The organism is Mesorhizobium sp. L2C084A000 (assembly GCF_000502875.1).
Classification (GTDB): Bacteria; Pseudomonadota; Alphaproteobacteria; order Rhizobiales; family Rhizobiaceae; genus Mesorhizobium.
Genome location: NZ_AYWX01000006.1, coordinates 161,115 through 184,078, shown reverse-complemented (window position 1 = coordinate 184,078; position 22,964 = coordinate 161,115). Strand labels below are relative to the sequence as shown.

Sequence of the window (22,964 nt, the reverse complement as noted above, 5' to 3'; positions counted from 1 at the left end):
TCCGCGATCGACGGGAACGTTTGCAACCACTCCACGACCGGTGGACAAAACGACATTCCAAGACTAGAAGGGAAAGGTATTTTTTCCTGCACCGAAGGAGAGCGAGCATGCTCTCGCACGACCGAGTCTGGGCTGCCATCGATGCTCTTGCCAAGCGCTATTCGCTTTCGGCCTCGGGTTTGGCCAAGCGTGCGGGGCTCGATTCCACTGCCTTCAACAAGTCGAAGCGTTTGTCGTCGGATGGCCGGCCGCGCTGGCCCTCGACCGAATCACTGGCCAAGATCATCGAGGCAACGGGCGCCTCACTCGACGAATTCACCGGTCTGATCGAAGGCCGGCCCGGGATAAGCAATGGTGCTTCGACCAGCCATGCCGCTTCGGTCGCCCGCAGAAGCTCCGTGCCGTTGCTCGGCTTTGCCCAAGCCGGCGCCGGCGGCTTCTTCGACGATGCCGGCTTTCCAGTCGGGCAGGGTTGGGATCTGGTCGAACTGCCGGCGCAATCGACCGAGAGCTCCTACGCGCTGCAGGTGCAGGGCGATTCCATGCTGCCGCTCTACCGCAATGGCGACGTCCTCATCGTCGAACCGGGCGCCGTCACCCGCAAGGGCGATCGCGTCGTTGTCAAGACCACATCAGGCGAGGTGATGGCCAAGGTGCTCGAGCGCCAGAGCCTCAAGTCGATTGCGCTGGTCTCGCTCAATCCCGATCATCCCGACCGCGACATTCCCATGCGCGATGTCGAGTGGGTGGCGCGGATTGTCTGGGCAAGCCAATAGGTCAAGCTGGTGCGGCTTCTCCATCATGCGCTGGCGGTTCTGATGGTCCCTGTGATGGCGGCCATGGTCGTCACCGGCGGTCGCACGTTGAAAGGAAGTGAAAGCGTCATTGCCGTGGACCAGCTTGATCCGGGCGCCGATACGATGGCGCAGCAGGCTGCCGGGACGGTGCCGCAGGAGCCGGCCACCTCAGCCATCGCAGCTCCACAGCCGCCGAAGCCGCATTCAAGGGCAATCGATCCCGAAATCGTCGCGCCGCCGGAACTGCCCGCCGACGGGCTTGAACGGGTCGAGCCGCGCGAGCCGTTGAGCAAGCTCGCGCTGGCTGTGCCACCCAAGCCGAAAATGCCTGACGATTGGAACGGCACAAAGCTGTTCCAGCCGGTTGCGCCGGCCGCCGGCCTGATCGAGGCAAAGGGTTACTCGGTCGCGGTTTCCGGCATCGATATCGTCAGGCAGGACGAGACCTGCAGCGAGGACGGCAAGCCCTGGCCGTGCGGCGTCCGGGCGCGGACGGCGTTCCGCGCCTTCCTGCGCGGCCGCGCGGTGGTCTGCACGGTGCCGCCGCAGGGTGGCCGCGACCTGATCGCAGCCGAGTGCCGGATCGGCAAGCAGGATGTCGGTCAGTGGCTGGTCGAAAATGGCTGGGCGCGCGCCGCCAAGGGTGGGCCCTATGTCGAGGCCGGCGACAAGGCACGCACGGCGAAGAAGGGCATTTTTGGGTCGGCGCCGAACCTTTCCGGCCTGCCGGCGATGCCGGCCGCACCGAGCCCGGCGCCTCAGGCGCCGAGTTCGATCCTGGAAGAGGCCGACGGCGTGCTCAAGCCAGCTGACCAGCCAGCGCCCGCTCAATGAGCGCACGTGTCTCGGCAACGCCATAGAGTGCTGCGAACGAGCCGAAGCGCGGGCCGCGCTCCTGGCCGATCAGCACCTGGTAGATCATCTGGAAGAAGGCGCCCGATACGCCGGGGCCGCCTTCCGGGCTCTGCTTGGAATGATCCTGATAGCGCTCGATCCTGCGTGCGACATTGAGCGAGGCGTTCTGGATCGCTTCGCCGCTGGCGTCCGCCGGCAGCGCGCCAAGCGCTTCGTCGAGGGCTGCCAGCGCCTCGCGCTCGACCTCGTCGGCGGGCCGGAAGGTTTTCGTCGGCTTCACGAAATCGTCGAAATAGCGGATCGCATGGCCGACCAGCCGGTCGAGCTCGGGATGCGTCTTTGGCGTCACGCCTTGCGTATGACGTGAAATGAACCCCCACAGCACATCCTTGTTCTGCGCGTTGGAGGCGCTGACCAGATTGAGCAGCAGCGAGAACGGCACCGGCATGTCGATCGCGGGCGGGTTGCCGTCATGCATGTGCCAGACCGGATTGCCCAGCCGTTCCTTCCAGTCCTGCCGGGGATAGGCGGCGAGGAACGTATAGTATTCGTCCACGGCCCGCGGGATGACGTCGAAATACAGCTTCTTGGCCTGCCGCGGCCGCTGGTACATGTAGAGCCCGAGGCTTTCGGTCGGCGCATAGGTCAGCCACTCGTCGATGGTCAGCCCGTTACCTTTCGACTTCGAGATCTTCTGGCCGTTCTCGTCGAGGAACAGTTCGTAGACGAAATGCTCCGGCGCCCGTCCGCCCAGAATGTTGCAGATGCGGTCGTAGACCACCGCATTGGTCTGGTGGTCCTTGCCGAACATTTCGAAATCGACGCCAAGCGCTGCCCAGCGCATGCCGAAATCCGGCTTCCACTGCAGCTTCACGCGGCCGCCGGTGATCGAAAGCGTGGTCTCGGTGCCCTCGTCGTCGAAGGTGATGGTGCCGGCCTTGGCGTCGACATGCTTCATCGGCACGTAAAGCACCCGGCCGCTCTTCGGCGAGATCGGCAGGAACGGGCTGTAGGTCGCCTGCCGCTCGGGCCCGAGCGTCGGCAGCATCACCGCCATGATCTGCTCATAGCGTTCGGCGGCGCGCAGCAGCATCGCATCGAAACGGCCGGCTTTGTAGTATTGCGTCGCGCTGGCGAACTCGTAGTCGAAGCCGAACGTGTCGAGGAAGCGGCAAAGCATCGCGTTGTTGTGGTCGGCGAAGCTCGCATAGTCGCCGCCGAAGGGGTTGGGGACCGACGACAGCGGCTTGTGCAGATGCGGCTCGAGCGCGGCGCGGTCCGGCACACTGTCGGGTATCTTGCGCATGCCGTCCATATCGTCGGAAAAGCACAGCAGCTTGGTCGCGACCTTGTCCTGCGTCAGGACGCGGAAGGCATGGCGCACCATCGAGGTGCGCGCCACCTCGCCGAACGTGCCGATATGCGGCAGGCCGGACGGCCCGTAGCCGGTCTCGAACAGGACTGTTTGCGGGAAGTCGGCGCCTTTGTAGCGCTCGATGATCTTTTTGGCCTCCTCGAACGGCCACGCCTTGCTTTCGGTCGCGGCCGCCAGTAGCTCGGGGTTGAGATCGATGATGTTTGATCCCGCCATGTCACAGTTTTCCAAATCATTTGCCGGCCCGAAGGCGGGCCGCAGCAAGGGTTTTTCAACCGGTCTCTAGGCGTGCAGCGCCGGAGCGTCAACGCGTGCGGCGCTTTTTCCTTGCGGTGCAGAATGGGCGTTCCTAACTTCGAGGTCCGGTTCGAGGAGAAAAAATTGCCGACACCTCATGAAGCCCTGATCTATCTGATGGTCATCACCTCGGCCTCCGACCGCGACATGACCGATGTCGAACTGGCGCGGATCGGCGAGGTCGTCCGCTCCTGGCCGGTGTTCGAGGACTTCAACCACGACAGGCTGGTCGGCGTCGCCCAGGACTGCCAGAAGCGCCTGCAAAGCATGGGCTGGAGGGCGTGCTGGCTGAAGTCGCCGAGGTCTTGCCTGAGCGGCTGCGCGATACCGCCTATGCCGCCGCCTTCGAGGTTGCCGCCGTCGACCTCGAAATGCGCATGGAAGAAGTGCGGGTGCTGCAGCTGATCCGTCGTCAGCTCGATCTCGACACGCTGACGGTTGCTGCCATCGGCCGCGCGGCCAAGGCGCGGCTGCGCACGCTGACCTGAAAGTCCTTGGCCGGGCGCTGTTGAGATGCAGCTCAGGCCGGCAAAGCTGACGGAACCGGATCAGAAAAAACTGACCGGAAAGTAGCGCAGATAAAATTCCGCGAACGTGCCTTTCATCGAAATTTCCTGCAGCGCGTAATCGATCGCGGCGGCCAGCGCCGGATTGTCCGCTTTGGTGGCGATGGCCATGCCAGTGCCCAGATATTCGGGCGCCAGATAGGGCCCGCCGGCAAAGCGGCAGCAGCCCGCCGCGTCCGAGCCGCCCAGCCAGAAAGCCAGGCGCATGCCGTCGCCGAAGGCGGCGTCGACCTTGCCGGCCTTGAGATCGGCATAGAGGTCTTCCGGCCTGTCGAAAGGGATGACCTGAACCGTGCTGAAATAGTCGCGCAGCATGCGCTCATGCGCCGAGCCTGATATCACGCCGACACGCTTGCCGTGCAATTTGTCAAAGATGGGCTCGGTCAGTGCCTTGCTCTTCGGCATGATGAAGCGCGCTGGAAACTGTAGATAGGAGCGCGAGAAGGCGTAGGTCGTGCGCGATTCCGGTGTTGCGGCGATGCCGGCGATGATCGCCTCGCCTTCGTCTTTCCGCAGTGCGCCTTCCAGCTCGGCCCAAGGCAGGGCCTGGATCTGGCATTTTTCGACGATGCCAAGCTCGGCGCAGATGGCGCGTGCCAGATCGATATGGAAGCCGGACAGCTTTCCCGCACCGTCGAGGAAGTTGAAGGGCGGGAAGTCCGTGGTGGTCAGGAATCTCAGCCGGGGCAGCGTCGAAAGGTCTGGTTTGGGCAGCCGCTCCTTGGCATCCCACAGCATCGGAACCTGAGGCGCCGCGGCGCGCGCGCCGTCGGCGAACGACAGCAATCCGATCAGCATCGCAAAGGCGAAGGATCTCCACCGGAACGCCAAGATAAAACTCCGCCACAGTCGTGCTCGCACCGGTTTTGGTACGAAAATGGTACAGGCACAATGGTTTTTGATTTCAACCCGCCGATTTCAGGATATGATTCAACCGGTTTGCAAATCAGCTCCGGCCGCCTCGGTGAGGGAAGCCACAAAATAAGTATGCGATTTGCAATCCGTGGTCGGTGGCGAAGTGTAAATCAGGCACGCATCATTGGCCGCAATGCACGAGGCAACATGGGGTTGATGTTGCGATGGGTCAGTTCGATCGCACGCTGGAATACATAGACCAACTGCAGCACGCCGCAACGGCGGCGGCGGTCTGTGAAAGGCTGCTGGGCATAACATCGGATTTCGGTCTCACCGCACTGATGGCTGGAACCGTACCGCAGCCAGGCACGCCGGCCGGCCAGCAAAAGCAGCATGTGCTTCTCTGCGATTGGCCGGGAGAGTGGCTGGAGCGCTATGTCGCGCGCAACTATGTCGATCATGACCCCGTCGTCAGCCATATGAAACAGTTGCAGGCGCCCTTCCAGTGGCACGAGGCGTCGCAGGGCATCCGCATCGACAAGAGCAGCGGCGAAGTGATGGGCGATGCCGGCGCCTTCAAACTGCGTGATGGATTGGCCTTTCCGTTGATCACGCTCGACGGCCAGATCGTCATGGTGTCGCTCGGCGGCGAGGCCGTGGAATTGTCCGTCGCCGAATTCGGCCAGGTGTCGCTGGTCTCGACCTACGCGGTTGGCCGCGCCATGCAACTCCACACCATGGCGAACAGCACCATCGATCATATCGTGCTGACGCCGCGGGAGCGCGAATGCCTGCAATGGGCCGCCGTCGGCAAGTCCGAATGGGAGATTTCGCAAATCCTCGGCATTTCCGAACACACCTCGGAGAAACATCTTCTTAACGCCAAAAGCAAACTAGGTGCCGTCAACAGGGTGCAGGCCGTCGCGGAAGCGATACGGCGCGGCTACATTAGTTAGGTCGGCCGTGCCGACCTGGAATTTTTGCCTACGCGATCACGCAATTTTCTCATCAAAGCACGGCCGTATCTTCCTCTGAACGCAGGAGACGGCGGAATGCTTTTTTCCCTTACAACCCAGGAATTGATGGAACGTCCCGACCTTTGGGAGGCCGTCCATCGGTTGCGCTACAAGATATTCGTCGAAGAGATGGGGTGGGATGACCTCAGGCGGCCTGACGGGCTCGAACTCGACCAGTTCGATCACGACGAGGCGGTCCATCAGATCGTCATCAGGGGCGGTGAAGTGGCAGGTTATCAGAGGATGTTGCCGACGACGCGGCCACATCTGCTGACCGAGGTCTTGACCGATCTTTCCGAAGGAACGCCGCCATCGGGTCCAAACATCTGGGAATTGACCCGCTACGCGGTGGCTCCCGGTTTTCGTGACGGCCGTCGCGGCGTTTCGACCGTCGGCACCGAACTGATTGCCGGTTTCGTCGAGTGGGGGCTGAAGCGCGGCGTCGACAAGGTGATCATCGAGTTCGAGCCGATGTGGGTGCTGCGCGCCTTGCAACTGCATTTCCTGGCGACCCCGCTGGGCTATCAGCGCACCTATGGCAACCAGCAGGTCGTCGCCACTTTGCTGACCTTCAACGAACACACCCTCGATGTGGTGCGGTCGCGCCGCAATCATTTTGCTCCCGTGCTGGCCAGGGGATATCCCGACATGCTCGGGCAAAGGCGTGCGTCATGAGATCGGAGACAGTCATGAGCACACATCCGCAACCTGAACTTCGCAACCACACGCTGGTGGTCACCGTGTCGTCGAGTGACGGCCGGCCGGTGCTGGACAGGAGGGCCTATGAAAGCCTGGCAAGGACCTTCCATGAAGCCGCCGACAATGAGGAGGTTCGCGTCGTCGTGCTGCGCGGCCTGGCAGGCTGTTTCTGCCTGGGCGGCGACTTCTCCGAATTCCTCGACGCCACCAAGCACCAGAAACTGATCGCCGCCGTCACCGACCTGTTCCGCACGCTGGCGACGTTTCCCAAGCCCATCCTTGCCTGCGTCGATGGCGATGCCGTCGGTGTCGGCTGCACCATCCTGTTCCATTGCGATATGGTGATCGCGTCCGATGAGAGCACGTTCAGGGTGCCGTTCGTCGATTTCGGCCTGGTGCCGGACGCGGCGACCAGCATCCTGGCACCGCAGAAGCTCGGCTATGCCGGTGCCTTCCGCTTCTTCTGCCTCGGCGACACGCTTCGCGCCGAAGATGCCAGGGCGCTCGGCCTGGTCGCGGAGATCGTGCCGGGGGGCACCGTCGAGGAGGCAGCCCTTGGCCGGGCAAGACAACTCGTCAAGAAGCCGGTCGCCGCCTTGCTGCAGACGCGCGGCTTGCTGAAGGGGAACACCGAGGCCCTCTGCGACCGCATCGATCAGGAGATTTCGCTTTTCCAGCAGGCGCTGCAGGACGACACCACGCTGCGGCGATTGCAGCGCATCGCCCGGCTCGCGGCCTGAGCGAAAGCAAGATCGGAAGAGCACACGTCTGAACNGCCGCGCGGCCAAGGCCGCGCGGCGCGGAAGCGTCAATCCTGCTTGCCGAGGAATGACGGCCCTTCGCCGATGATCTTCTTGTCTTCCTTGCCGATGATTTCGAGATCGCGCCCCTCATAGGGCAGAGACGACAGGATGCGCCGCATGATCGCCAGCCGCGCGCGCCGCTTGTCATTGGCCCGTACGATGATCCACGGCGCGAATTCCTTGTGGGTGCGCTCGAACATTGTGTCGCGCACCTTGGTGTAGTCGTCCCACTTGGTGATGCCTGCAACGTCGATGGGGGAAAACTTCCAGCTCTTCAGCGGGCTGTAGCGGCGGTCGTGGAAGCGCTCGAGCTGCGTTTCCCGGCCGATGTTCAGCCAGAATTTGAAAAAGTGGATGCCCTCGTTGGAGATCATCCGTTCGAAATGCGGCGTCTCGTCGAGAAACTGCTCGTGCTGCTGCGGGGTGCAGAAACCCATCACCGGCTCGACACCGGCGCGGTTGTACCAGGACCGGTCGAAAGTGACGAATTCGCCTGAAGTCGGGAAGTGGTCGACATAGCGCTGGTAGTACCATTGACCAAGCTCGGTCGGGGTCGGCTTGGTCAGCGCCACGTTGCGTGCCGTGCGCGGATTGAGGTACTGGCGCACCACGAAGATCGTGCCGCCCTTGCCGGCAGCGTCGCGGCCCTCGAACAGCGCCATCACCCGTTTGCCGGTCGACTGCAGCCAGGCCTGCGCCTTGACCAGCTCGATCTGCAGCTTCTCGAGCATCTCGTCATACTCGTCGCTTTTCATCTTCTTGTCGTAGGGATAGCCGCCGGCGGTCAGCTTGTTGTCCTCGACCCAGTCGGGAAGCACGGGATTATCGATGTCGAACTCCCTCTCCTTGCCGCCGATCCTGATCTTCAGCGGCCCCGAAGTTGGCGCGGCGGGACTTTCCTTGGCTTTTTTCATCGAGACGAACCCTTTCCAGCTTCCGGACTCATGCTATGGGGAGCCACTACAGCGCCGCGCGTCCGTTTGGATGCGCAAAGGACGCTGTAGCACTTTTAATTTGCGCATGATCCTTTCCGAAAATCGATTCCCGATTTTCGGGGTCATGCGGCAAGCGATCTGGTGGAAGTTTTCTGCCACCGTGCGACCGGGTGCGAAGACATTGGGGGGCAGGTCACGAGCGAATGGCTGACCTGGACACAGAGCAGAGAGGCATCACGCAAAGCATGGCCGCACGGCTGTGGCATAGCCGCTGGCTGCTTGCGGCCGGCGTCACCGCGGTCGTCGCCGTCTATGCCTTGGCCGGGATTTCAGCCTATGTCGTCCCCGCGGCGCTGCTGTTGCTGCTTGCAGCGGCAATACTGCCGACCGCCGGCGCGCGCCAATCCACCGGCAGCGGCGCTGCCATCGAGGCCATCGGCCTGCAGCGGCTCTCGGGTGAATATCTGGCCGCCGCCGTCGCCGATCCGCTGATCATCTTCGACCGGACCGCCACCATCGTGCATGCCAACGCCGCCGCCTTCGCCGCCTTCGGTGGCATCGCGCCAGGCATGTCGCTGTCGCTGAAATTCCGGGCACCGGAGATGCAGACCCTGCTGGACGGCGTGCTATCCGGCGATGTTGCCTCGGATGTCGTCGACTACATGGAGAAGCTGCCGGTCGAACGGGCCTACCGGGTGAGCGTGTCCTCGGTCGGTCACGCCACCGATCTCTATGTGCTGGTGTTCAAGGACCAGAGCGAAGCACGCAGGATCGACCGCATGCGCGCCGACTTCATCGCCAATGCCAGCCATGAACTGCGCACGCCGCTCGCCTCAATCGCCGGCTTTATCGAAACGCTGCGCGGGCCAGCCCGCAACGACGCGGCGGCGCGCGACCAGTTTCTGCAGATCATGCAGAGCCAGACCGGTCGCATGGCGCGTCTGATCGACGATTTGTTGTCGCTGTCGCGGCTCGAGATGAAACCCTATCTGAAGCCGGGAACCGAGGTGGACCTGCGGCAGACAGTCGACAGCGTCATCGATTCGCTCGGACCGCTGGCCAGCGAAAACGCCGTTGCCATCGAGCGGCACTACGCCGATGGGCCGCTTCATGTGCCTGGCGATCGAGATGAGCTTTTCCAGGTTTTCGAGAACCTCCTGGAAAACGCCTGCAAATACGGGCAGTCTGGTGGGCGCGTGGTTGTATCCATAGCGCATGGCGATGCCGGATCAGAGCCGGGCATCGACGTGACGATCAGGGACTTTGGCCCCGGCATTCCCGAGGAGCACATTCCGCGCATTACCGAGCGCTTCTACCGCGTCGACGTCGAGACCAGCCGGACCCAGAAAGGCACCGGCCTCGGCCTGTCGATCGTCAAGCATATACTGACGCGCCACAACGCCCGGCTTTCGATCAAGTCCGAAGTCGGCAACGGCGCGGCATTCTCGGTTCATTTGCCGACGCACTGATATCGCCCTAATTCAAGGGGACTGTTTCTTTTTTCTGTCATCCGGCTAGCGTATCAGCGGGGATTCGAGGAAACGACTCAAAATCAAAACATCCCGTGGGAAGGCATTTTGCCATGCAGTCCGTGCACATCGTCAGCGCCTATGACGAGGAGTTGAAATATCTGTCGAAGCGCATCGCCGCGATGGGCGGCCATGCCGAGCGCATGGTCGAACAGGCGGTCGCCGCTCTCGTCAATGCCGACCCAGGCCTTGCCCAGAAGGTCGTCCGCGACGATACCGTACTGGACGAGGGCCAGCGCGAAATCGACGACAAGGCGATCATCATCATTGCCAAGCGTCAGCCGATGGCGGGGGATTTGCGCGAGATCGTCGGGACCATTCGCATCTCCGCCGACCTCGAACGGGTTGGCGATCTCGCCAAGAACGTTGCCAAGCGGGTGGTCGCCGTCACCGACGGACGCCAGCCAACCAGCCTGTTCCGCGGCCTCGAGGCTCTGTCCAACCTGGCGTTGACCCAGCTCAAGGAAGTGCTCGACGTCTACGCGTCTCGCTCGGTGGAGAAAATCGGCTTCGTGCGCGATCGTGACGACCAGATCGACGCCATGTACACATCGCTGTTTCGCGAATTGCTGACCTACATGATGGAAGATCCGCGCAACATCACGCCCTGCACGCATCTGCTGTTTTGCGCCAAGAACATCGAGCGTATCGGTGATCACGCCACCAACATAGCCGAGACCATCTACTACATCGTCACCGGCGATCAGTTGCCGGCTGAGCGGCCCAAGGGCGACAAGACCGACAAAATCAGCCTTTCCGGGACGCAGCCGCTGAAGTGAACGCGCCTCTCGAACCGTAATCCGATTTACGCTAAGCTTTCCGGGCTTTGCCTCTATCCTCGTCCGTGGATTTGCTCCGGGAGGTCGTGATGGAAAATGTTCGGAACCTGACCCCGGCGCCTGGGCCGACATCCGGCATTATCGCTTGCGGCGTCTACACGGCCGGGCGCCGCATCGCCGACATTCCCATCGAGGAAGCCGGCGAATGGGCAAAGAAATCCGGTCATGTCGTCTGGATCGGCCTATTGGAGCCCGACCGTAACCTGTTGCTGCGCGTCCAGGCGCAATTTCACCTGCATGAGCTGGCAATCGAGGATGCCGAGCACCCGCACCAGCGGCCGAAGATCGAGCAATATGGCGACGCCTTGTTCATCGTCGCTCGCACCGCGCAGCTGATCGACGGTCGGGTCACCTTCGGCGAGACCCATTTGTTTGTTGGCTCAGGCTACATCGTCAGCGTCAGGCACGGTCCTTCGACGTCCTATGCCGCCGTTCGGCAGCACTGGGAAAGCTGCCCGCACTCGCTGGCCAAGGGTGAGGATTTCGTCCTTTACGCCATTCTCGATTTCATCGTCGACAATTACATGCCGGTGCTCGAGCAGATCGAGGACGAGGTCGAGGCGATCGAGGACAAGGTTCTGCTGAAGCCGATGACCGCTCCCGACATCGAACGGCTCTATATGCTGCGCCGCGATCTCCTACGCCTGCGCAATGCCGCGCTTCCGCTGGTCGAAGTCTGCCGACGGCTGACCAGCGCCGAGCTGCCGCAGATACACACCGCCATGCATCCGCTGTTCCGCGACGTCACCGATCACATCCGCACCGTCCAGGAGAAGATCGACAGTCTGCGCGAGGTGCTGGCGTTCGCTTTCGAGGCGAGCTTGCTGGTCGGCCAGAGTCAGGAAACCGCGAACACCAAGAAGCTCGCCTCCTGGGCCGCAATCCTGGCGGTGCCGACGGCGCTCGCCGGCATCTACGGCATGAACTTCAGCGACATGCCGGAACTGAAGATGGAATACGGCTATCCGGTGGTGCTGGGCGCTATCGTGCTGATCTGCACGTTTCTCTACTGGCGGTTCAGGAAGAACGGGTGGCTGTGAGGGTAGGCAGTAGGCAGTAGGCAGTAGGCAGTAGGCAGTAGGCAGTAGGCAGTAGGCAGTAGGGCAAGAAATTCAGAGCATATTGCCCCTACTGCCTACTGCCTACTGCCCAATCCCTAACTATCGGCTCCGCCGCCGCTCCGATGCCGGCTGGAATGCCACGCGGGCGTGGTACTTGCAGTACGGACCGGTTTCGGCGGCATCGTTGCCGCAGAAATGGAAGTCCTCTGAAAGCGGATCGCCGTTCGGCCATTTGCAGGTCCGCTCGGTCAGCTCGACCAGCTGCAGATGCCGCGAGATCGGCAGCACGACATTCTCAACCGGACGGATATAATGGCGCGCCACCGGTTCGGCGTCGAACTGCGTCTGCAGGGCGGTCGCGCCGATCGATGTCGTGACATGGCGTGCCGTGGTTGCAGCGCGTGATACCGATTTCTGGACGGTCGATCCTTGTGCCGCCTTTTTCTGGCGTGCCGGCGTGGCGGTCGAGCGACCGCGGCCCGAGAGTTTCAGCCGATGCACCTTCCCGATGACCGCATTGCGGCTGACCCCTCCAAGCTGCGCAGCAATCTGGCTTGCGCTCAGACCCTCCGACCACAGTTTTCTCAAGAGTTCTACCCGCTCGTCAGTCCAGTTCATGAGACCGCGCTCCTCTAAGCGTGCGGCAATCGGAATCCTTCTCCCGACCCGGCAACATTTGCCGGGGCAGACACCACATATATCTGGTGATTAGGTCCGCCGCACGAAATCTAGTTATTTCTCGACTACAACTACTCTATGCGCTGACTCGGTGACAAGAGTCCCAAGTGCAACACGAATCGGTTTTTTCGGTTTTCCCCAACTTGCCCGGTCGCTTATGAGCCGGCGTCCCGTCAGGGGGCTTGCCGCGCGCCACTACGCGACGTTTTCGTTGACTTCATGGCCGAAAAACGGGATAAGCCGCACAGGCCGCCGCTTTGGCGGCTTTTTTGATTTTCCGGTACCGGAGACGCATATAATGAGCGGTTCGGCGCTTTACGAGACCTTTGCTCGCGCACCCCTGGCCTTCGACCACGGGGAAGGCACATGGCTGATTACCGACAAGGGCGAGCGATATCTCGACTTTGCCGGCGGCATCGCCGTCAATTCGCTGGGCCACAGCCATCCGCATCTGGTCGCCGCACTCACCGAGCAGGCAGCCAAGCTGTGGCATGTCTCCAACCTCTACGAGATCCCCGGGCAGAGCCGGCTTGGCGAGCGGCTGGCCGACGCCACCTTCGCCGACAAGGTGTTCTTCACCAATTCCGGCGCCGAGGCGCTGGAATGCGCGATCAAGACGGCGCGCCGCTGCCAGTTCGTCAACGGACACCCCGAGCGCTTCCGCGTCATCACCTTCGAAGGTGCCTTCCATGGCCGCACGCTGGCGACCATCGCGGCCGGCGGCCAGTACAAATATCTCGAGGGCTTCGGCCCCAAGGTCGAAGGTTTCGATCAGGTCAGTTTCGACGACATCGACGCCGCCGAAAAGGCGATCACGCCGGAGACGGCCGCCATCCTGATCGAGCCGGTGCAGGGCGAGGGCGGTATCCGTCCGGTGCCGACGCAATCGCTGAAGCGGCTCAGGCAATTGTGCGAACAGCACGGCCTGCTGTTGATCTTCGACGAGGTCCAGTGCGGCATCGGCCGCACCGGCAAGCTGTTTGCGCATGAATGGTCAGGTGTAACGCCAGACATCATGGCGATCGCCAAGGGCATTGGCGGCGGCTTCCCGATGGGTGCCTGCCTTGCCACGGATGAAGCGGCCGTCGGCATGACCGCTGGCGTGCATGGCACCACGTTCGGCGGCAACCCGCTGGCCATGGCAGTCGGCAACGCCGTGCTCGACGTCGTGCTGGAAGACGGCTTCCTCGAAGATGTCCAGCGCAAGGCGCTGCTCATGAAGCAGGGGCTGGCGTCGGTCGCCGACGAGTTTCCCGAAATCATCGAGGACATCAGGGGTGCCGGGCTGATGCTCGGCCTCAAATGCGCCATGCCCAACACCAAGGTGAACATGGCCTTGCGCGACCAGCACCTGCTGGCGGTTCCGGCCGGCGACAACGTCATTCGCCTGTTGCCGCCGCTCACCGTCACCGACGCCGAGATCCATGACGCGCTCAACCGCATTCGCGCCGGCGCCAAGGGCCTGGCGGAGGCGATCGCTTCCGCCGCGGCGAAGTAATCCCGGAACCATTGCTGATGTCAGTTCGCCATTTCACCGATCTTTCCGCCGTTTCCGAAGGCGATTTGCGCTTCATGCTGGACGATGCGGTGGTGCGAAAGGCGCGCCTCAAGGCCGGCGAGCGCACCAAACCGCTCGAAGGCAAGGTGCTGGCGATGATCTTCGACAAGCCGTCGACGCGCACACGCGTCTCCTTCGACGTCGGCATGCGGCAGCTCGGCGGCGAGACCATCATGCTGACCGGCACCGAGATGCAGCTCGGCCGTTCCGAGACCATCGCCGACACCGCCAAGGTGCTGTCGCGCTATGTCGATGCGATCATGATCCGCACCACCTCGCATGAGCGACTGCTGGAGCTGACCGAGAACGCCACCGTGCCAGTGATCAACGGACTGACCGACGACACCCATCCCTGCCAGCTGATGGCCGATATCATGACCTTCGAGGAGCATCGCGGTCCGGTCGCCGGCAAGACCATCGCCTGGACCGGCGACGGCAACAATGTGCTGCATTCGCTGATCGAGGCCTCGGCCCGGTTCCGCTTCAACCTCAACGTTGCCGTGCCCGAAGGCAGCGAGCCGGCGCAGAAGCACATTGACTGGTCGCAGGCGCATGGCGGCAAGCTGCACTTCACCCGCTCGCCCGAGGAAGCCGTCGACCAGGCCGACTGCATCGTCACCGATTGCTGGGTGTCGATGGGCCAGGAGCATCGCGCCCGCGGCCACAATGTGTTCTCGCCCTACCAGGTCAATGCCAAGCTGATGGCCAGGGCCAAGCCGGACGCGCTGTTCATGCACTGCCTGCCGGCGCATCGCGGCGAGGAGGTGACCGACGAGGTCATCGACGGACCGCATTCGGTGGTCTTCGACGAGGCCGAGAACCGGCTCCATGCCCAGAAGGCCGTGCTGGCCTGGTGTCTCGGCGCTTGAAGTGTCTCGGCGCTTGATCCCCAGGAGCTTGATCTGCGGGGGTGTGATGCCTATTTGCGCCGCATCACGCAAATCAAGCGCGTTTCGACGCATGCGCCCCGGAGGGCGGCATGGCCGCGCCCTGGAGCTTTGTCATGTTGGAAACCTATCAAGTGACTGAACATCACCCCAAACTCGGCGAATTTGGCTATGCCGGCGACGATCACGTCGTGCCGTTCGAGGTCGGCCCGCTCGATGTGCGGGGCCGCACGGTCCAACTCGGGCCGATGCTGGACGCCATCCTCGGCCGCCACGATTATCCCGAGCCGGTCGCCCGCCTGCTGGCGGAGGCCTGTGTGCTGACCGTGCTGCTCGGCACTTCGCTGAAGTTCGAGGGCAAGTTCATCCTGCAGACCCGCACCGACGGGCCTGTCGACATGCTGGTCGCCGATTTTTCCACGCCCTCGGCATTGCGCGCCTATGCGCGTTTCGATGCCGACCGGCTGGAAGCGCTGGTCGCGGCCGGCGAAACCTCCCAGCAGACGCTGCTCGGCAGCGGCGTGCTGGCGCTGACCATCGACCAGGGCGCTCACACGCAGCGCTATCAGGGCATCGTCCAGCTCGACGGCGAGACGCTGGAGGATGCTGCGCGCACCTATTTTCGTCAGTCGGAGCAGATCCCGACGGATCTCAGGCTGTCGGTGGCCAAGCTTTTGACGCCCGGTCCCGGCGGCGCCCGCGAGCAGTGGCGCGCCGGTGGTATCCTGGCGCAGTTCCTGCCGCAGTCGCCCGAGCGCATGCGCGTCCCGGACCTGCCGGGTGGCGATGGCGATCCGCGCGAGGAGATCCACGATCCGGCCGACAATTCCTGGCAGGAGTTGCTGGCGCTGCTCGGTACGATCGAGCCGACCGAACTGATCGACCCGACGATCGGCGCCGAGCGGCTGCTCTACAGGCTGTTCCACGAGCATGGCGTGCGCGTCTTCGGCGGCGTTCCGGTCGCCGACCAGTGCTCGTGCTCCAAGGACAAGATCCGCGGCATCCTCGAGGGTTTTTCCGCCCAGGAGATCAAGGACAGCACCGAAGACGGCGGCATCCACGTCGCCTGCGAATTCTGCTCGAAGCAATATGATTTCGATCCGGCGGAATTTGCGGCCCAGTAGAGAAAAAAACCACGCCTCACCGGCCGCTCCGCGGCCGGTGAGGCGAAATCAATTCACCGTCCGCCGCGTCCCCGGCAGATCCAGCGAAAACGCCGGAATGGCGATGTCGAACGTCTCGCCCCGCTTGTTGCGCATCGTGTAGTGCCCGACCATGATGCCGGATGGTGTCGAGAGCGGGCAACCGGACGTGTACTGGTAGCTGTCGCCGGGATTGAGTTCGGGCTGGTCGCCGACCACGCCGGGGCCACGCACTTCCTCGACCCGGCCGGTGCCGTCGGTGATGTGCCAATAGCGCGACAGAAGCTGCACGAAATCGTCCGACTGATTGTCGATCGTTATCTGATAGCCCCAGACATAGCGGTTCTCCGAGGGATCCGAACGGTCCTCCAGATAGAACGGCCTGACCTGCACTTCGATGTTGCGCGTGACGGCGCTATACATAAGCGGCTCCAAACAATCTAGAGCATGATCCTGAAAAGTGGGAACCGGTTTTCAGAAGAGATCATGCTCAAAGAAACAGAGATAGAGCCCCATCCCGGTTCAATCGGGATGGAACAGGCTCTAGGTCGAACTTTCGGCGCTCCACGCGGGCTGGTCAACGGTGCGCGTCCTGTCATTGCGGACGGAACCGCAGGTGGCGGCAAAGAATGTCATTTAAGTGACACATGACAATGATGGTGTGCGCCGACCAGTGCCGCGCGACTCGGGCGCTCTGTCGAATTGTTGAATCGGTCGTCATGCCAGCCAGATTGTTCTGGCGGACCGGTTTTCCTGGAGTGACCGGATCTCGATGGAACTCACTCTCATAGCCGCCACGCTTTCAACTGCCCTCATCCTCTCAAATCTCGCCAGCATCGTGCTCGCCGCTTCGCGTCTGAAACGGCGCCGCGCCATTGCCGCGCCGGCCGGCAAGCGACGGCCGGTGTCGATCGTCGTGCCGTCGCGCGGCGTCGAGCCGTTCACGCAGGAGACGCTGGAGCGCGCCTTCTCGCTCGACTGGCCGCGCTACGAGTTGATTTTCTGCGTCGCCCATGCCGACGATCCGGTGGTCAAATTGATAAACAGGACGATCGTCCGGTTTTCGAAAGTGCCGGCCCGGCTGCTTGTCGGCGACGACCGCATCAGCGCCAATCCGAAACTCAACAATTGCGTCAAGGGCTGGGAGGCGGCGCGGCACGACTGGGTCGTCCTGGCCGATTCCAACGTGCTGATGCCGAGGGACTACATCCAGCATCTGATGGCTGCCTGGCGGCCCGGCACCGGCCTTGTCTGCTCGACGCCGATCGGCTCGCGGCCGGCCGGCTTCTGGGCCGAGGTCGAATGCGCTTTCCTCAACACGCTGCAGGCGCGCTGGCAATATGCTGGCGAGGCGCTCGGCCTTGGCTTTGCCCAGGGCAAGAGCATGCTCTGGAACAAGCCGATGCTCGACGCCAATGGCGGCATCCGCGCGCTGGCCGCCGAGATCGCGGAGGATGCCGCCGCGACCAAGCTGGTGAACGGTCTCGGCCTGCGCGTCAATCTCGTCGCCGCCCCCTTCGAGCAGCCGCTTGGCCGGCGCTCTTTTGACGAGATCTGGTCGCGTCAGGCCCGTTGGGCGCGCCTGCGCCGCGTCACTTTCCCGCTGTTCTTCGCACCCGAAATCCTGACCGGCGCCGTGGTGCCGCTGGTGCTTGCGCTGATTGCCGCGGCCAGTGCGGGCTTCAGCCTCTGGGCAACCGCCCTTGCAGTGCTGGTAGCCTTCTACCTTCCCGAGTGCGCGCTGGCCTGGTCCAAGGGCTGGTACCTGTCGCCACGCATGGTGGCCGCGATCATGATGCGCGACCTGATCCTGCCGGCGATGTGGGCGCGCGGCTGGCTTGGCGGCGCCGTCGACTGGCGCGGCAACGCGATGACCATCGGCACCAAGACGGCCGAACTGGAGGAGACGCCGTCCGGCGCCTGAAGGTCCTACCTGGCCTTCAGCGCCTGCGCGATGTCCTCAAGCAGATCGTCGGTGTCTTCCAGCCCGACCGACAGCCGGAGCGTGCCCGGCCCGATGCCGAGCTCGGCGCGCGCCTCGTCGCTCAGATTCTTGTGCGTCGTCGTCGCCGGGTGGGTGATCAGGCTCTTGGCATCGCCGAGATTGTTGGAGATCAAGACGATGTCGAGCGCGTTCTGCAAGGCGAAGGCCGCCTGCTTGCCGCCCTTGACGTCCAGGCAGATCAGCGTCGAGCCGCCCGACATCTGCTTCTTGACGATATCGGCCTGCGGGTGGTCGGCGCGGCCGGGATAGATGACGCGGGCGATTTCCGGCCGTTCGGCCAGGAAATCCGCGATCCTGCCCGCGCTTTCCGTCTGCTGGCGCACGCGCAGCGGCAGTGTTTCCAGGCCTTTCAGCAGCGTCCAGGCGTTGAAGGGCGACAGGCTTGGGCCGGTATGGCGGAAATAATCGTGCAGGTTCTCGTCGATCCACTTCTTGTCCGACAGGATCACGCCGCCGAGACAGCGCCCCTGGCCGTCTATGTGCTTGGTCGCCGAATAGACGACGATATGGGCGCCGAGCTGCAAGGGCTTCTGCTGCAGGGGCGTGGCGAAGACATTGTCGACGATCAGCCTTGCGCCGATCGAATTGGCAAGCGAAGCGACAGCGGCGATATCGACCACTTCCAGCGTCGGATTGGTCGGGCTTTCCAGGAAGAACAGCTTGGTGTTCGGCTTGACCGCCTTTTCCCAATTGGCGATATCCGTGCCGTCGACCAGCGTCGCCTCGATGCCGTATCTCGGCGCCAGCGTCTCGACCACCCAGCGGCAGGATCCGAACAGCGCACGCGCCGCCACGATGTGGTCGCCGGCCTTGGCGCTGCACAGAAGGGCGGCCGTCACCGCGGCCATGCCGGAGGCGGTGGCGCGGGCATCTTCGGCGCCTTCGAGGGCGCACATGCGCTTCTCGAACATGTCGACGGTCGGATTGGCGTAGCGCGAATAGATGAAGCCTGGCTCCTCGCCCTTGAAACGGGCTTCGGCGGCCTGTGCCGTTTCGTAGACATAGCCCTGGGTCAGGTAAATCGCTTCCGACGTTTCGCCGAAACCGGAACGCAGCGTTCCGCTGTGCACGAGTGCCGTCTGAGGCTTCCAGTTGTGCTTCTTGGTGCTCATCGCTTTTCTTCCAGACACAAAAAAACCGGCCGCGACAGTCGCAACCGGTCCATACGGCCTTGCGGCCCGACGGTCCTTTAGCGACTTGTTTAACGTGGCTGCAAGCCGACCGGCCAAATCACCACGGGATAACGACCCTTTAGACCCGCACCGCGCTTGCGTCAATTGCCGGCTTCATTAAGAGGTTTGTACCAAGCAGGTTCCGCAAAAGTGTTCCACGGTTTTGCGACAAGAACCTGCGACAAGAAAAACGTCTGACCTAGGAGTGGAGCCTTGCGGCAGACAGGCATTCTTCCCGATCAGGACATATCGGCGCTGTTCCAGTCCGGCGCGCTGAAGTCGGCGCGTGCGCTCGACGCCGACCAGATCCAGCCGGCCAGCCTTGATCTCAGGCTCGGCGACAAGGCCTGGCGGGTGCGGGCCTCCTTCCTGCCCGGCCCCAACCACAAGGTCTCGGAAAAACTCGACCGGCTGCAGCTGCACGAGATCAATCTTGCCGAGGGCGCGGTGCTGGAGACCGGCTGCGTCTATATCGTGCCCTTGCTTGAAAGCCTGGCGCTGCCGGCGGGCATTTCGGCCTCGGCCAACCCGAAGAGCTCGACCGGGCGGCTCGACATCTTTACCCGGGTCATGACCGATCGCGGCCACGAGTTCGACAAGATCGCTGCCGGCTATCACGGCCCGCTCTTTCTGGAAGTCAGCCCGCGCACCTTCCCGATCGTCGTGCGCACCGGCTCGCGCCTGTCGCAAATCCGCTTCCGCACCGGCAATGCGCTGCTCTCGGAAGCCGAGCTGCACGACCTGCATCGCGCGCAGACGCTGGTCGCCACCGAGCCGCCGAATATTTCCGGCGGCGGCATCGCGCTGTCGATTGACCTCAACGGCGACCAAAACGGTCTGGTCGGCTATCGCGGCAAGCATCACACCGGCCTCGTCGATGTCGACAAGCGCGCGGCCCAGGAAGTCGTCGACTTCTGGGAGCCGATCCACAAGAGCGGCGCCGGCGAACTGGTGCTCGACCCCGACGAGTTCTACATCCTCGTCAGCCAGGAGGCGGTGCATGTGCCGCCGCTCTACGCCGCCGAGATGACGCCCTTCGATCCGCTGGTCGGCGAGTTCCGCGTCCACTATGCCGGCTTCTTCGATCCGGGCTTTGGCCATTCCGCGTCTGGCGGCACGGGCAGCCGGGCGGTGCTGGAAGTGCGCAGTCATGAAGTGCCGTTCATTCTCGACCATGGCCAGATCGTCGGCCGGCTGGTCTACGAACACATGCTGAAGCGGCCGCAGGCCCTCTACGGCACCGATCTCGGCTCCAACTACCAGGCGCAGGGCCTGAAGCTGTCCAAGCATTTCCGCGCCGCGCGCTGACCTCATTGCCCCAAGGCAAAATACTTGCCTGTACCGGCGCGCCATGCTTGGCTGCCTTGCCGCCCGTCAAGATGCCGGCGTTCAAGGGGAACCAAGAAAATGCAGATTTCAAAATGGATCATATCGGCAGCAGGCGCTGCCATGCTGGTGATGGCGGCCGGCTCGCTTTCGCAGGCGCAGGAGAAAATCAAGATCGGCACCGAGGGCGCCTATCCGCCGTTCAACACCATTACCGCTGACGGCAAGGTCGAAGGCTTCGACATCGACATCGCCAATGCGCTGTGCGCGCAGATGAAGGTCGAATGCGAGATCGTCACGCAGGACTGGGACGGCATCATTCCCGCTTTGCAGGCGAAGAAATTCGACGCCATCATCGCCTCGATGAGCATCACCGAGGAGCGCAAGAAGCAGGTCGCCTTCACCAACAAATATTATACGACACCGCTCGCTCTGGTGGCGCCGAAGGACAGCGACCTGACCTCGACCGAACCGGCGGCCCTTGCCGGCAAGACGGTCGGCGCCCAGGCTTCGACCACGCAGGCCGACTATGCCCAGAATGAATATGGCAAGGCCGGCGCGGAGGCCAAACTCTATCCCACCCAGGAAGAGGCGATCACCGATCTGCAGAATGGCCGCCTCGATGCGGTCATTTCGGACAAGTTCGTGCTGGTGGACTGGCTGAAGAAGGCGAGCGAAGGCTGCTGCAAGATGATTGGAGACGTCAAGGGTACGGAGACGCAAGCCGGCATTGCCGTGCGCCTGGAAGACACGGCCCTGCGCGACAAGCTCAACGCCGCAATCGACGCCATCGTCGCCGACGGCACCTACAAGAAGATCCAGGCCAAATATTTCGACTTCGATATTTATTGAGACGTCGAAGCCGCCAATCTCCCCCCTCGTGGGGGAGATGCCCGGCAGGGCAGAGGGGGGCGCGAAGGAACGCGGCATTGCTGGCCTTCCAAAAACAGGCACAGACCTATCGGAAGTTCAGTTGATATCGTGGATACGCTGGCGGGACAGCGCCCCCCTCTGGCCTGCCGGCCATCTCCCCCACGCGGGGGGAGATCGGCAGCTTGGCCGATGCGCTACACCTTGTTTTCCTCGGCCAACCCAACCAACAGCCCCAGCGCCTCCTCCGCCCGGTCGACCGGCACGAACAGATGGTCGTGGTAGAAGGCCGAAACCGGGTTCACGCCCATGCCGGCGGCGGCGAGGCGCGTGGTGATGGCGGCGAGAAAGCCGACGGCTGCCAGCGACGAATGGATGTTGAGCGTGACCATCCGGCAGCGGAATGACGCGGTCAGTGCCGCAGCGATGGCCTTCTCCTCGTCTACGATCAGCGTCATGCCCCCGCGCTCACGAAACACCATCACCGGCTCGAGGCCTTCCGGCTGAACGACGCCAGGCGCCAGCGTGGCGAAGACATAGGTGCATGCCAGCAGCTCCGGCGTCATCGATGCCAGCAGTGTCTTCAGATCGGTCTCGCCGGTCATTTTTCTCTTCTCTCGACTGAAGTGGTGGGCCGCAGCCCGCAACTCCTCAATATCCACGCCCGTCGGGTGCCGATAGCCTGCAAGGACGACATGGCGGTGTCGCTGGCGGCTGGGCTTGCAGAGCTGTCGCATCGCACAATAAAGGAGGTGAGGGCCGATGGCGGTCCGTGAAAGGCCTTCGATGATCGTTCGCCCGCGCCCCACATTCCTACAGCTGTTCTTCATCATGCGCGGTTCGGTCGTGCCACGTATCCTGCCGCAGATATTGGGCTTCGCGCTTTATTCCGCGATCATCCTGGCCGTGGCGCGCCGGTTCCAGCTTGATTTCAGCGTCTTCAACATCACGCCTTTCGGCCTGGTCGGCGTGACATTGTCGATCTATCTCTCGTTCCGCAACAACGCCGCCTACGACCGTTGGTGGGAGGCGCGCAAGCTGTGGGGCGCGCTGGTCTTCGAAATGCGCAACCTGGCACGCGCCACCACCAGCCTCATCCCGGACCAGACCGAACAGCGCGCCTTGCTGATGGAAGCGCTCGCCTTCTGTCATTTCCTGCGCGGGCAGTTGCGCAAGATCGACAGCATGAAGGATGCCCGCGCCTTCATCGACGCCGAGGCGGACAAGGCAGCAGCCTTTTCCAATCCGGCGGATGAGATGGTCAGGCGCATGGGCCGGCGTGCCAATGCGCAGCGCCGGGCGGGCGACGTCGACTCGATCGGCTTTCGTATCCTCGATGAGAGGCTCGCGTCGATCGCGGCCATCCAGGCCGGCTGCGAGCGGATCGCCGGTACGCCGTTACCTTTCGCCTACACGCTGCTGGTGCATCGCACGGCCTATATCGTCTGCCTGCTGCTGCCGATCGGCCTGATCTCGACCACCGGTTGGGCGACGCCGCTGTTCACGGCGCTGATCGCCTACACCTTCTTCGGCCTCGACGCGCTTTCGGAAGAGCTCGAGGATCCGTTCGGCACCGAGGCCAACGACCTCGCCCTCGACGGTCTCTGCCGCGTCTGCGAGATCTCGGTGTTCGAGGCGCTGGGCGAAACGCCGCCGAAGATGATCCCGGCGGAAAAGTTCTATTTTTCGTAGGCGAAGG

At 63.0% G+C, this 22,964-nt stretch carries 23 protein-coding genes, 1 pseudogene and 1 riboswitch; of the genes and pseudogenes, 17 read left to right on the top strand and 7 right to left on the bottom strand.

The window, feature by feature from the left end:
- The first annotated feature begins 107 nt into the window (after window positions 1–107).
- Together X735_RS150905 and X735_RS150910 are read left to right on the top strand one after the other, a co-directional pair.
- Window positions 108–776 (top strand): helix-turn-helix transcriptional regulator, encoded by a 669-nt coding sequence (locus tag X735_RS150905; RefSeq protein ID WP_023811351.1) that lies wholly within the window; start codon window positions 108–110, stop codon window positions 774–776.
- Between the two features lie 9 nt (window positions 777–785).
- Window positions 786–1,631: a hypothetical protein gene (locus X735_RS150910; protein WP_031213292.1), complete on the top strand. Its 846-nt coding sequence runs from the start codon at window positions 786–788 to the stop codon at window positions 1,629–1,631.
- Here X735_RS150910 and X735_RS150915 read toward each other — a convergent pair.
- A complete protein-coding gene (locus X735_RS150915) occupies window positions 1,597–3,243 on the bottom strand; it encodes a lysine--tRNA ligase (RefSeq protein WP_023811349.1) in 1,647 nt (548 codons plus the stop codon). The genes X735_RS150910 and X735_RS150915 overlap by 35 nt on opposite strands.
- A 123-nt stretch (window positions 3,244–3,366) precedes the next feature.
- Here X735_RS150915 and X735_RS01000000165865 point away from each other — a divergent pair.
- Window positions 3,367–3,812: pseudogene (locus tag X735_RS01000000165865) on the top strand (tellurite resistance TerB family protein).
- Window positions 3,813–3,872: 60 nt separating this feature from the next.
- On the opposite strand, the gene X735_RS150920 reads toward X735_RS01000000165865, so the two are convergent.
- The gene (locus X735_RS150920; protein ID WP_023811348.1) at window positions 3,873–4,721 is read right to left on the bottom strand and encodes a transporter substrate-binding domain-containing protein; all 849 of its coding nucleotides are present in this window, start codon (window positions 4,719–4,721) and stop codon (window positions 3,873–3,875) included.
- A 248-nt stretch (window positions 4,722–4,969) separates the two neighbouring features.
- Between X735_RS150920 and X735_RS150925 the strand changes: the two genes are divergently transcribed.
- The 3 genes from X735_RS150925 (at window position 4,970) to X735_RS150935 (ending at window position 7,200) form a co-directional block, all read left to right on the top strand.
- Entirely contained in the window at window positions 4,970–5,701 is a 732-nt protein-coding gene (locus X735_RS150925; protein WP_023811347.1) for a LuxR family transcriptional regulator, read from the top strand.
- 96 nt (window positions 5,702–5,797) lie between these two features.
- On the top strand, window positions 5,798–6,436 hold the full coding sequence (locus tag X735_RS150930) for an acyl-homoserine-lactone synthase (RefSeq protein WP_013533650.1): 639 nt from the start codon (window positions 5,798–5,800) through the stop codon (window positions 6,434–6,436).
- Between the two features lie 14 nt (window positions 6,437–6,450).
- A complete protein-coding gene (locus tag X735_RS150935; protein ID WP_013533649.1) occupies window positions 6,451–7,200 on the top strand; it encodes an enoyl-CoA hydratase-related protein in 750 nt (249 codons plus the stop codon).
- 68 nt (window positions 7,201–7,268) lie between these two features.
- Here the strand turns inward: X735_RS150935 and ppk2 are convergent, their stop codons facing one another.
- Window positions 7,269–8,177, bottom strand: coding sequence for a polyphosphate kinase 2 (gene ppk2 / locus X735_RS150940; RefSeq protein WP_023811346.1), 909 nt, complete (start codon window positions 8,175–8,177; stop codon window positions 7,269–7,271).
- 224 nt (window positions 8,178–8,401) lie between these two features.
- Between ppk2 and X735_RS150945 the strand changes: the two genes are divergently transcribed.
- The 3 genes from X735_RS150945 (at window position 8,402) to X735_RS150955 (ending at window position 11,606) form a co-directional block, all read left to right on the top strand.
- On the top strand, window positions 8,402–9,667 hold the full coding sequence (locus tag X735_RS150945) for an ATP-binding protein (protein ID WP_023811345.1): 1,266 nt from the start codon (window positions 8,402–8,404) through the stop codon (window positions 9,665–9,667).
- Between the two features lie 113 nt (window positions 9,668–9,780).
- Window positions 9,781–10,506 (top strand): phosphate signaling complex protein PhoU, encoded by a 726-nt coding sequence (gene phoU / locus X735_RS150950; protein ID WP_023811344.1) that lies wholly within the window; start codon window positions 9,781–9,783, stop codon window positions 10,504–10,506.
- 89 nt (window positions 10,507–10,595) lie between these two features.
- Window positions 10,596–11,606 (top strand): magnesium and cobalt transport protein CorA, encoded by a 1,011-nt coding sequence (locus X735_RS150955; RefSeq protein ID WP_023811343.1) that lies wholly within the window; start codon window positions 10,596–10,598, stop codon window positions 11,604–11,606.
- A gap of 120 nt (window positions 11,607–11,726) precedes the next feature.
- Here X735_RS150955 and X735_RS150960 read toward each other — a convergent pair whose 3' ends face one another.
- On the bottom strand, window positions 11,727–12,245 hold the full coding sequence (locus tag X735_RS150960) for a GcrA family cell cycle regulator (protein WP_023811342.1): 519 nt from the start codon (window positions 12,243–12,245) through the stop codon (window positions 11,727–11,729).
- 358 nt (window positions 12,246–12,603) lie between these two features.
- Here X735_RS150960 and X735_RS150965 point away from each other — a divergent pair, with 358 nt between their 5' ends.
- The 3 genes from X735_RS150965 (at window position 12,604) to X735_RS150975 (ending at window position 15,874) form a co-directional block, all read left to right on the top strand.
- A complete protein-coding gene (locus X735_RS150965; RefSeq protein WP_023811341.1) occupies window positions 12,604–13,803 on the top strand; it encodes an aspartate aminotransferase family protein in 1,200 nt (399 codons plus the stop codon).
- Between the two features lie 17 nt (window positions 13,804–13,820).
- Window positions 13,821–14,732 carry an ornithine carbamoyltransferase gene (gene argF / locus X735_RS150970; protein ID WP_031213288.1) on the top strand — a complete coding sequence of 304 codons (912 nt, stop codon included), beginning with the start codon at window positions 13,821–13,823 and terminating at the stop codon, window positions 14,730–14,732.
- A gap of 110 nt (window positions 14,733–14,842) precedes the next feature.
- Window positions 14,843–15,874 carry an Hsp33 family molecular chaperone gene (locus X735_RS150975; RefSeq protein WP_031213286.1) on the top strand — a complete coding sequence of 344 codons (1,032 nt, stop codon included), beginning with the start codon at window positions 14,843–14,845 and terminating at the stop codon, window positions 15,872–15,874.
- A 48-nt stretch (window positions 15,875–15,922) separates the two neighbouring features.
- Here X735_RS150975 and apaG read toward each other — a convergent pair whose 3' ends face one another.
- Window positions 15,923–16,315 (bottom strand): Co2+/Mg2+ efflux protein ApaG, encoded by a 393-nt coding sequence (gene apaG, locus X735_RS150980; protein ID WP_013533640.1) that lies wholly within the window; start codon window positions 16,313–16,315, stop codon window positions 15,923–15,925.
- A gap of 24 nt (window positions 16,316–16,339) precedes the next feature.
- Between apaG and X735_RS1000000168740 the strand changes: the two genes are divergently transcribed.
- Window positions 16,340–16,543 (top strand): hypothetical protein, encoded by a 204-nt coding sequence (locus X735_RS1000000168740; protein WP_155930578.1) that lies wholly within the window; start codon window positions 16,340–16,342, stop codon window positions 16,541–16,543.
- A gap of 121 nt (window positions 16,544–16,664) precedes the next feature.
- Window positions 16,665–17,816: a ceramide glucosyltransferase gene (locus tag X735_RS150985; RefSeq protein ID WP_023811338.1), complete on the top strand. Its 1,152-nt coding sequence runs from the start codon at window positions 16,665–16,667 to the stop codon at window positions 17,814–17,816.
- Window positions 17,817–17,821: 5 nt separating this feature from the next.
- On the opposite strand, the gene X735_RS150990 is transcribed toward X735_RS150985, so the two are convergent.
- Window positions 17,822–19,009, bottom strand: a complete 1,188-nt coding sequence (locus tag X735_RS150990) for an O-succinylhomoserine sulfhydrylase (protein WP_023811337.1) — start codon at window positions 19,007–19,009, stop codon at window positions 17,822–17,824.
- A gap of 57 nt (window positions 19,010–19,066) precedes the next feature.
- Window positions 19,067–19,144, bottom strand: a riboswitch (SAM riboswitch).
- Window positions 19,145–19,282: 138 nt separating this feature from the next.
- Between X735_RS150990 and X735_RS150995 the strand changes: the two genes are divergently transcribed.
- Together X735_RS150995 and X735_RS151000 are read left to right on the top strand one after the other, a co-directional pair.
- Entirely contained in the window at window positions 19,283–20,377 is a 1,095-nt protein-coding gene (locus tag X735_RS150995; protein WP_023811336.1) for a 2'-deoxycytidine 5'-triphosphate deaminase, read from the top strand.
- 99 nt (window positions 20,378–20,476) lie between these two features.
- Window positions 20,477–21,247, top strand: a complete 771-nt coding sequence (locus X735_RS151000) for an ABC transporter substrate-binding protein (RefSeq protein WP_023811335.1) — start codon at window positions 20,477–20,479, stop codon at window positions 21,245–21,247.
- Between the two features lie 215 nt (window positions 21,248–21,462).
- On the opposite strand, the gene X735_RS151005 is transcribed toward X735_RS151000, so the two are convergent.
- A complete protein-coding gene (locus X735_RS151005; RefSeq protein ID WP_023811334.1) occupies window positions 21,463–21,870 on the bottom strand; it encodes an ACT domain-containing protein in 408 nt (135 codons plus the stop codon).
- 157 nt (window positions 21,871–22,027) lie between these two features.
- Between X735_RS151005 and X735_RS151010 the strand changes: the two genes are divergently transcribed.
- A complete protein-coding gene (locus X735_RS151010) occupies window positions 22,028–22,957 on the top strand; it encodes a bestrophin family ion channel (protein WP_245273215.1) in 930 nt (309 codons plus the stop codon).
- Window positions 22,958–22,964 lie beyond the last annotated feature (7 nt).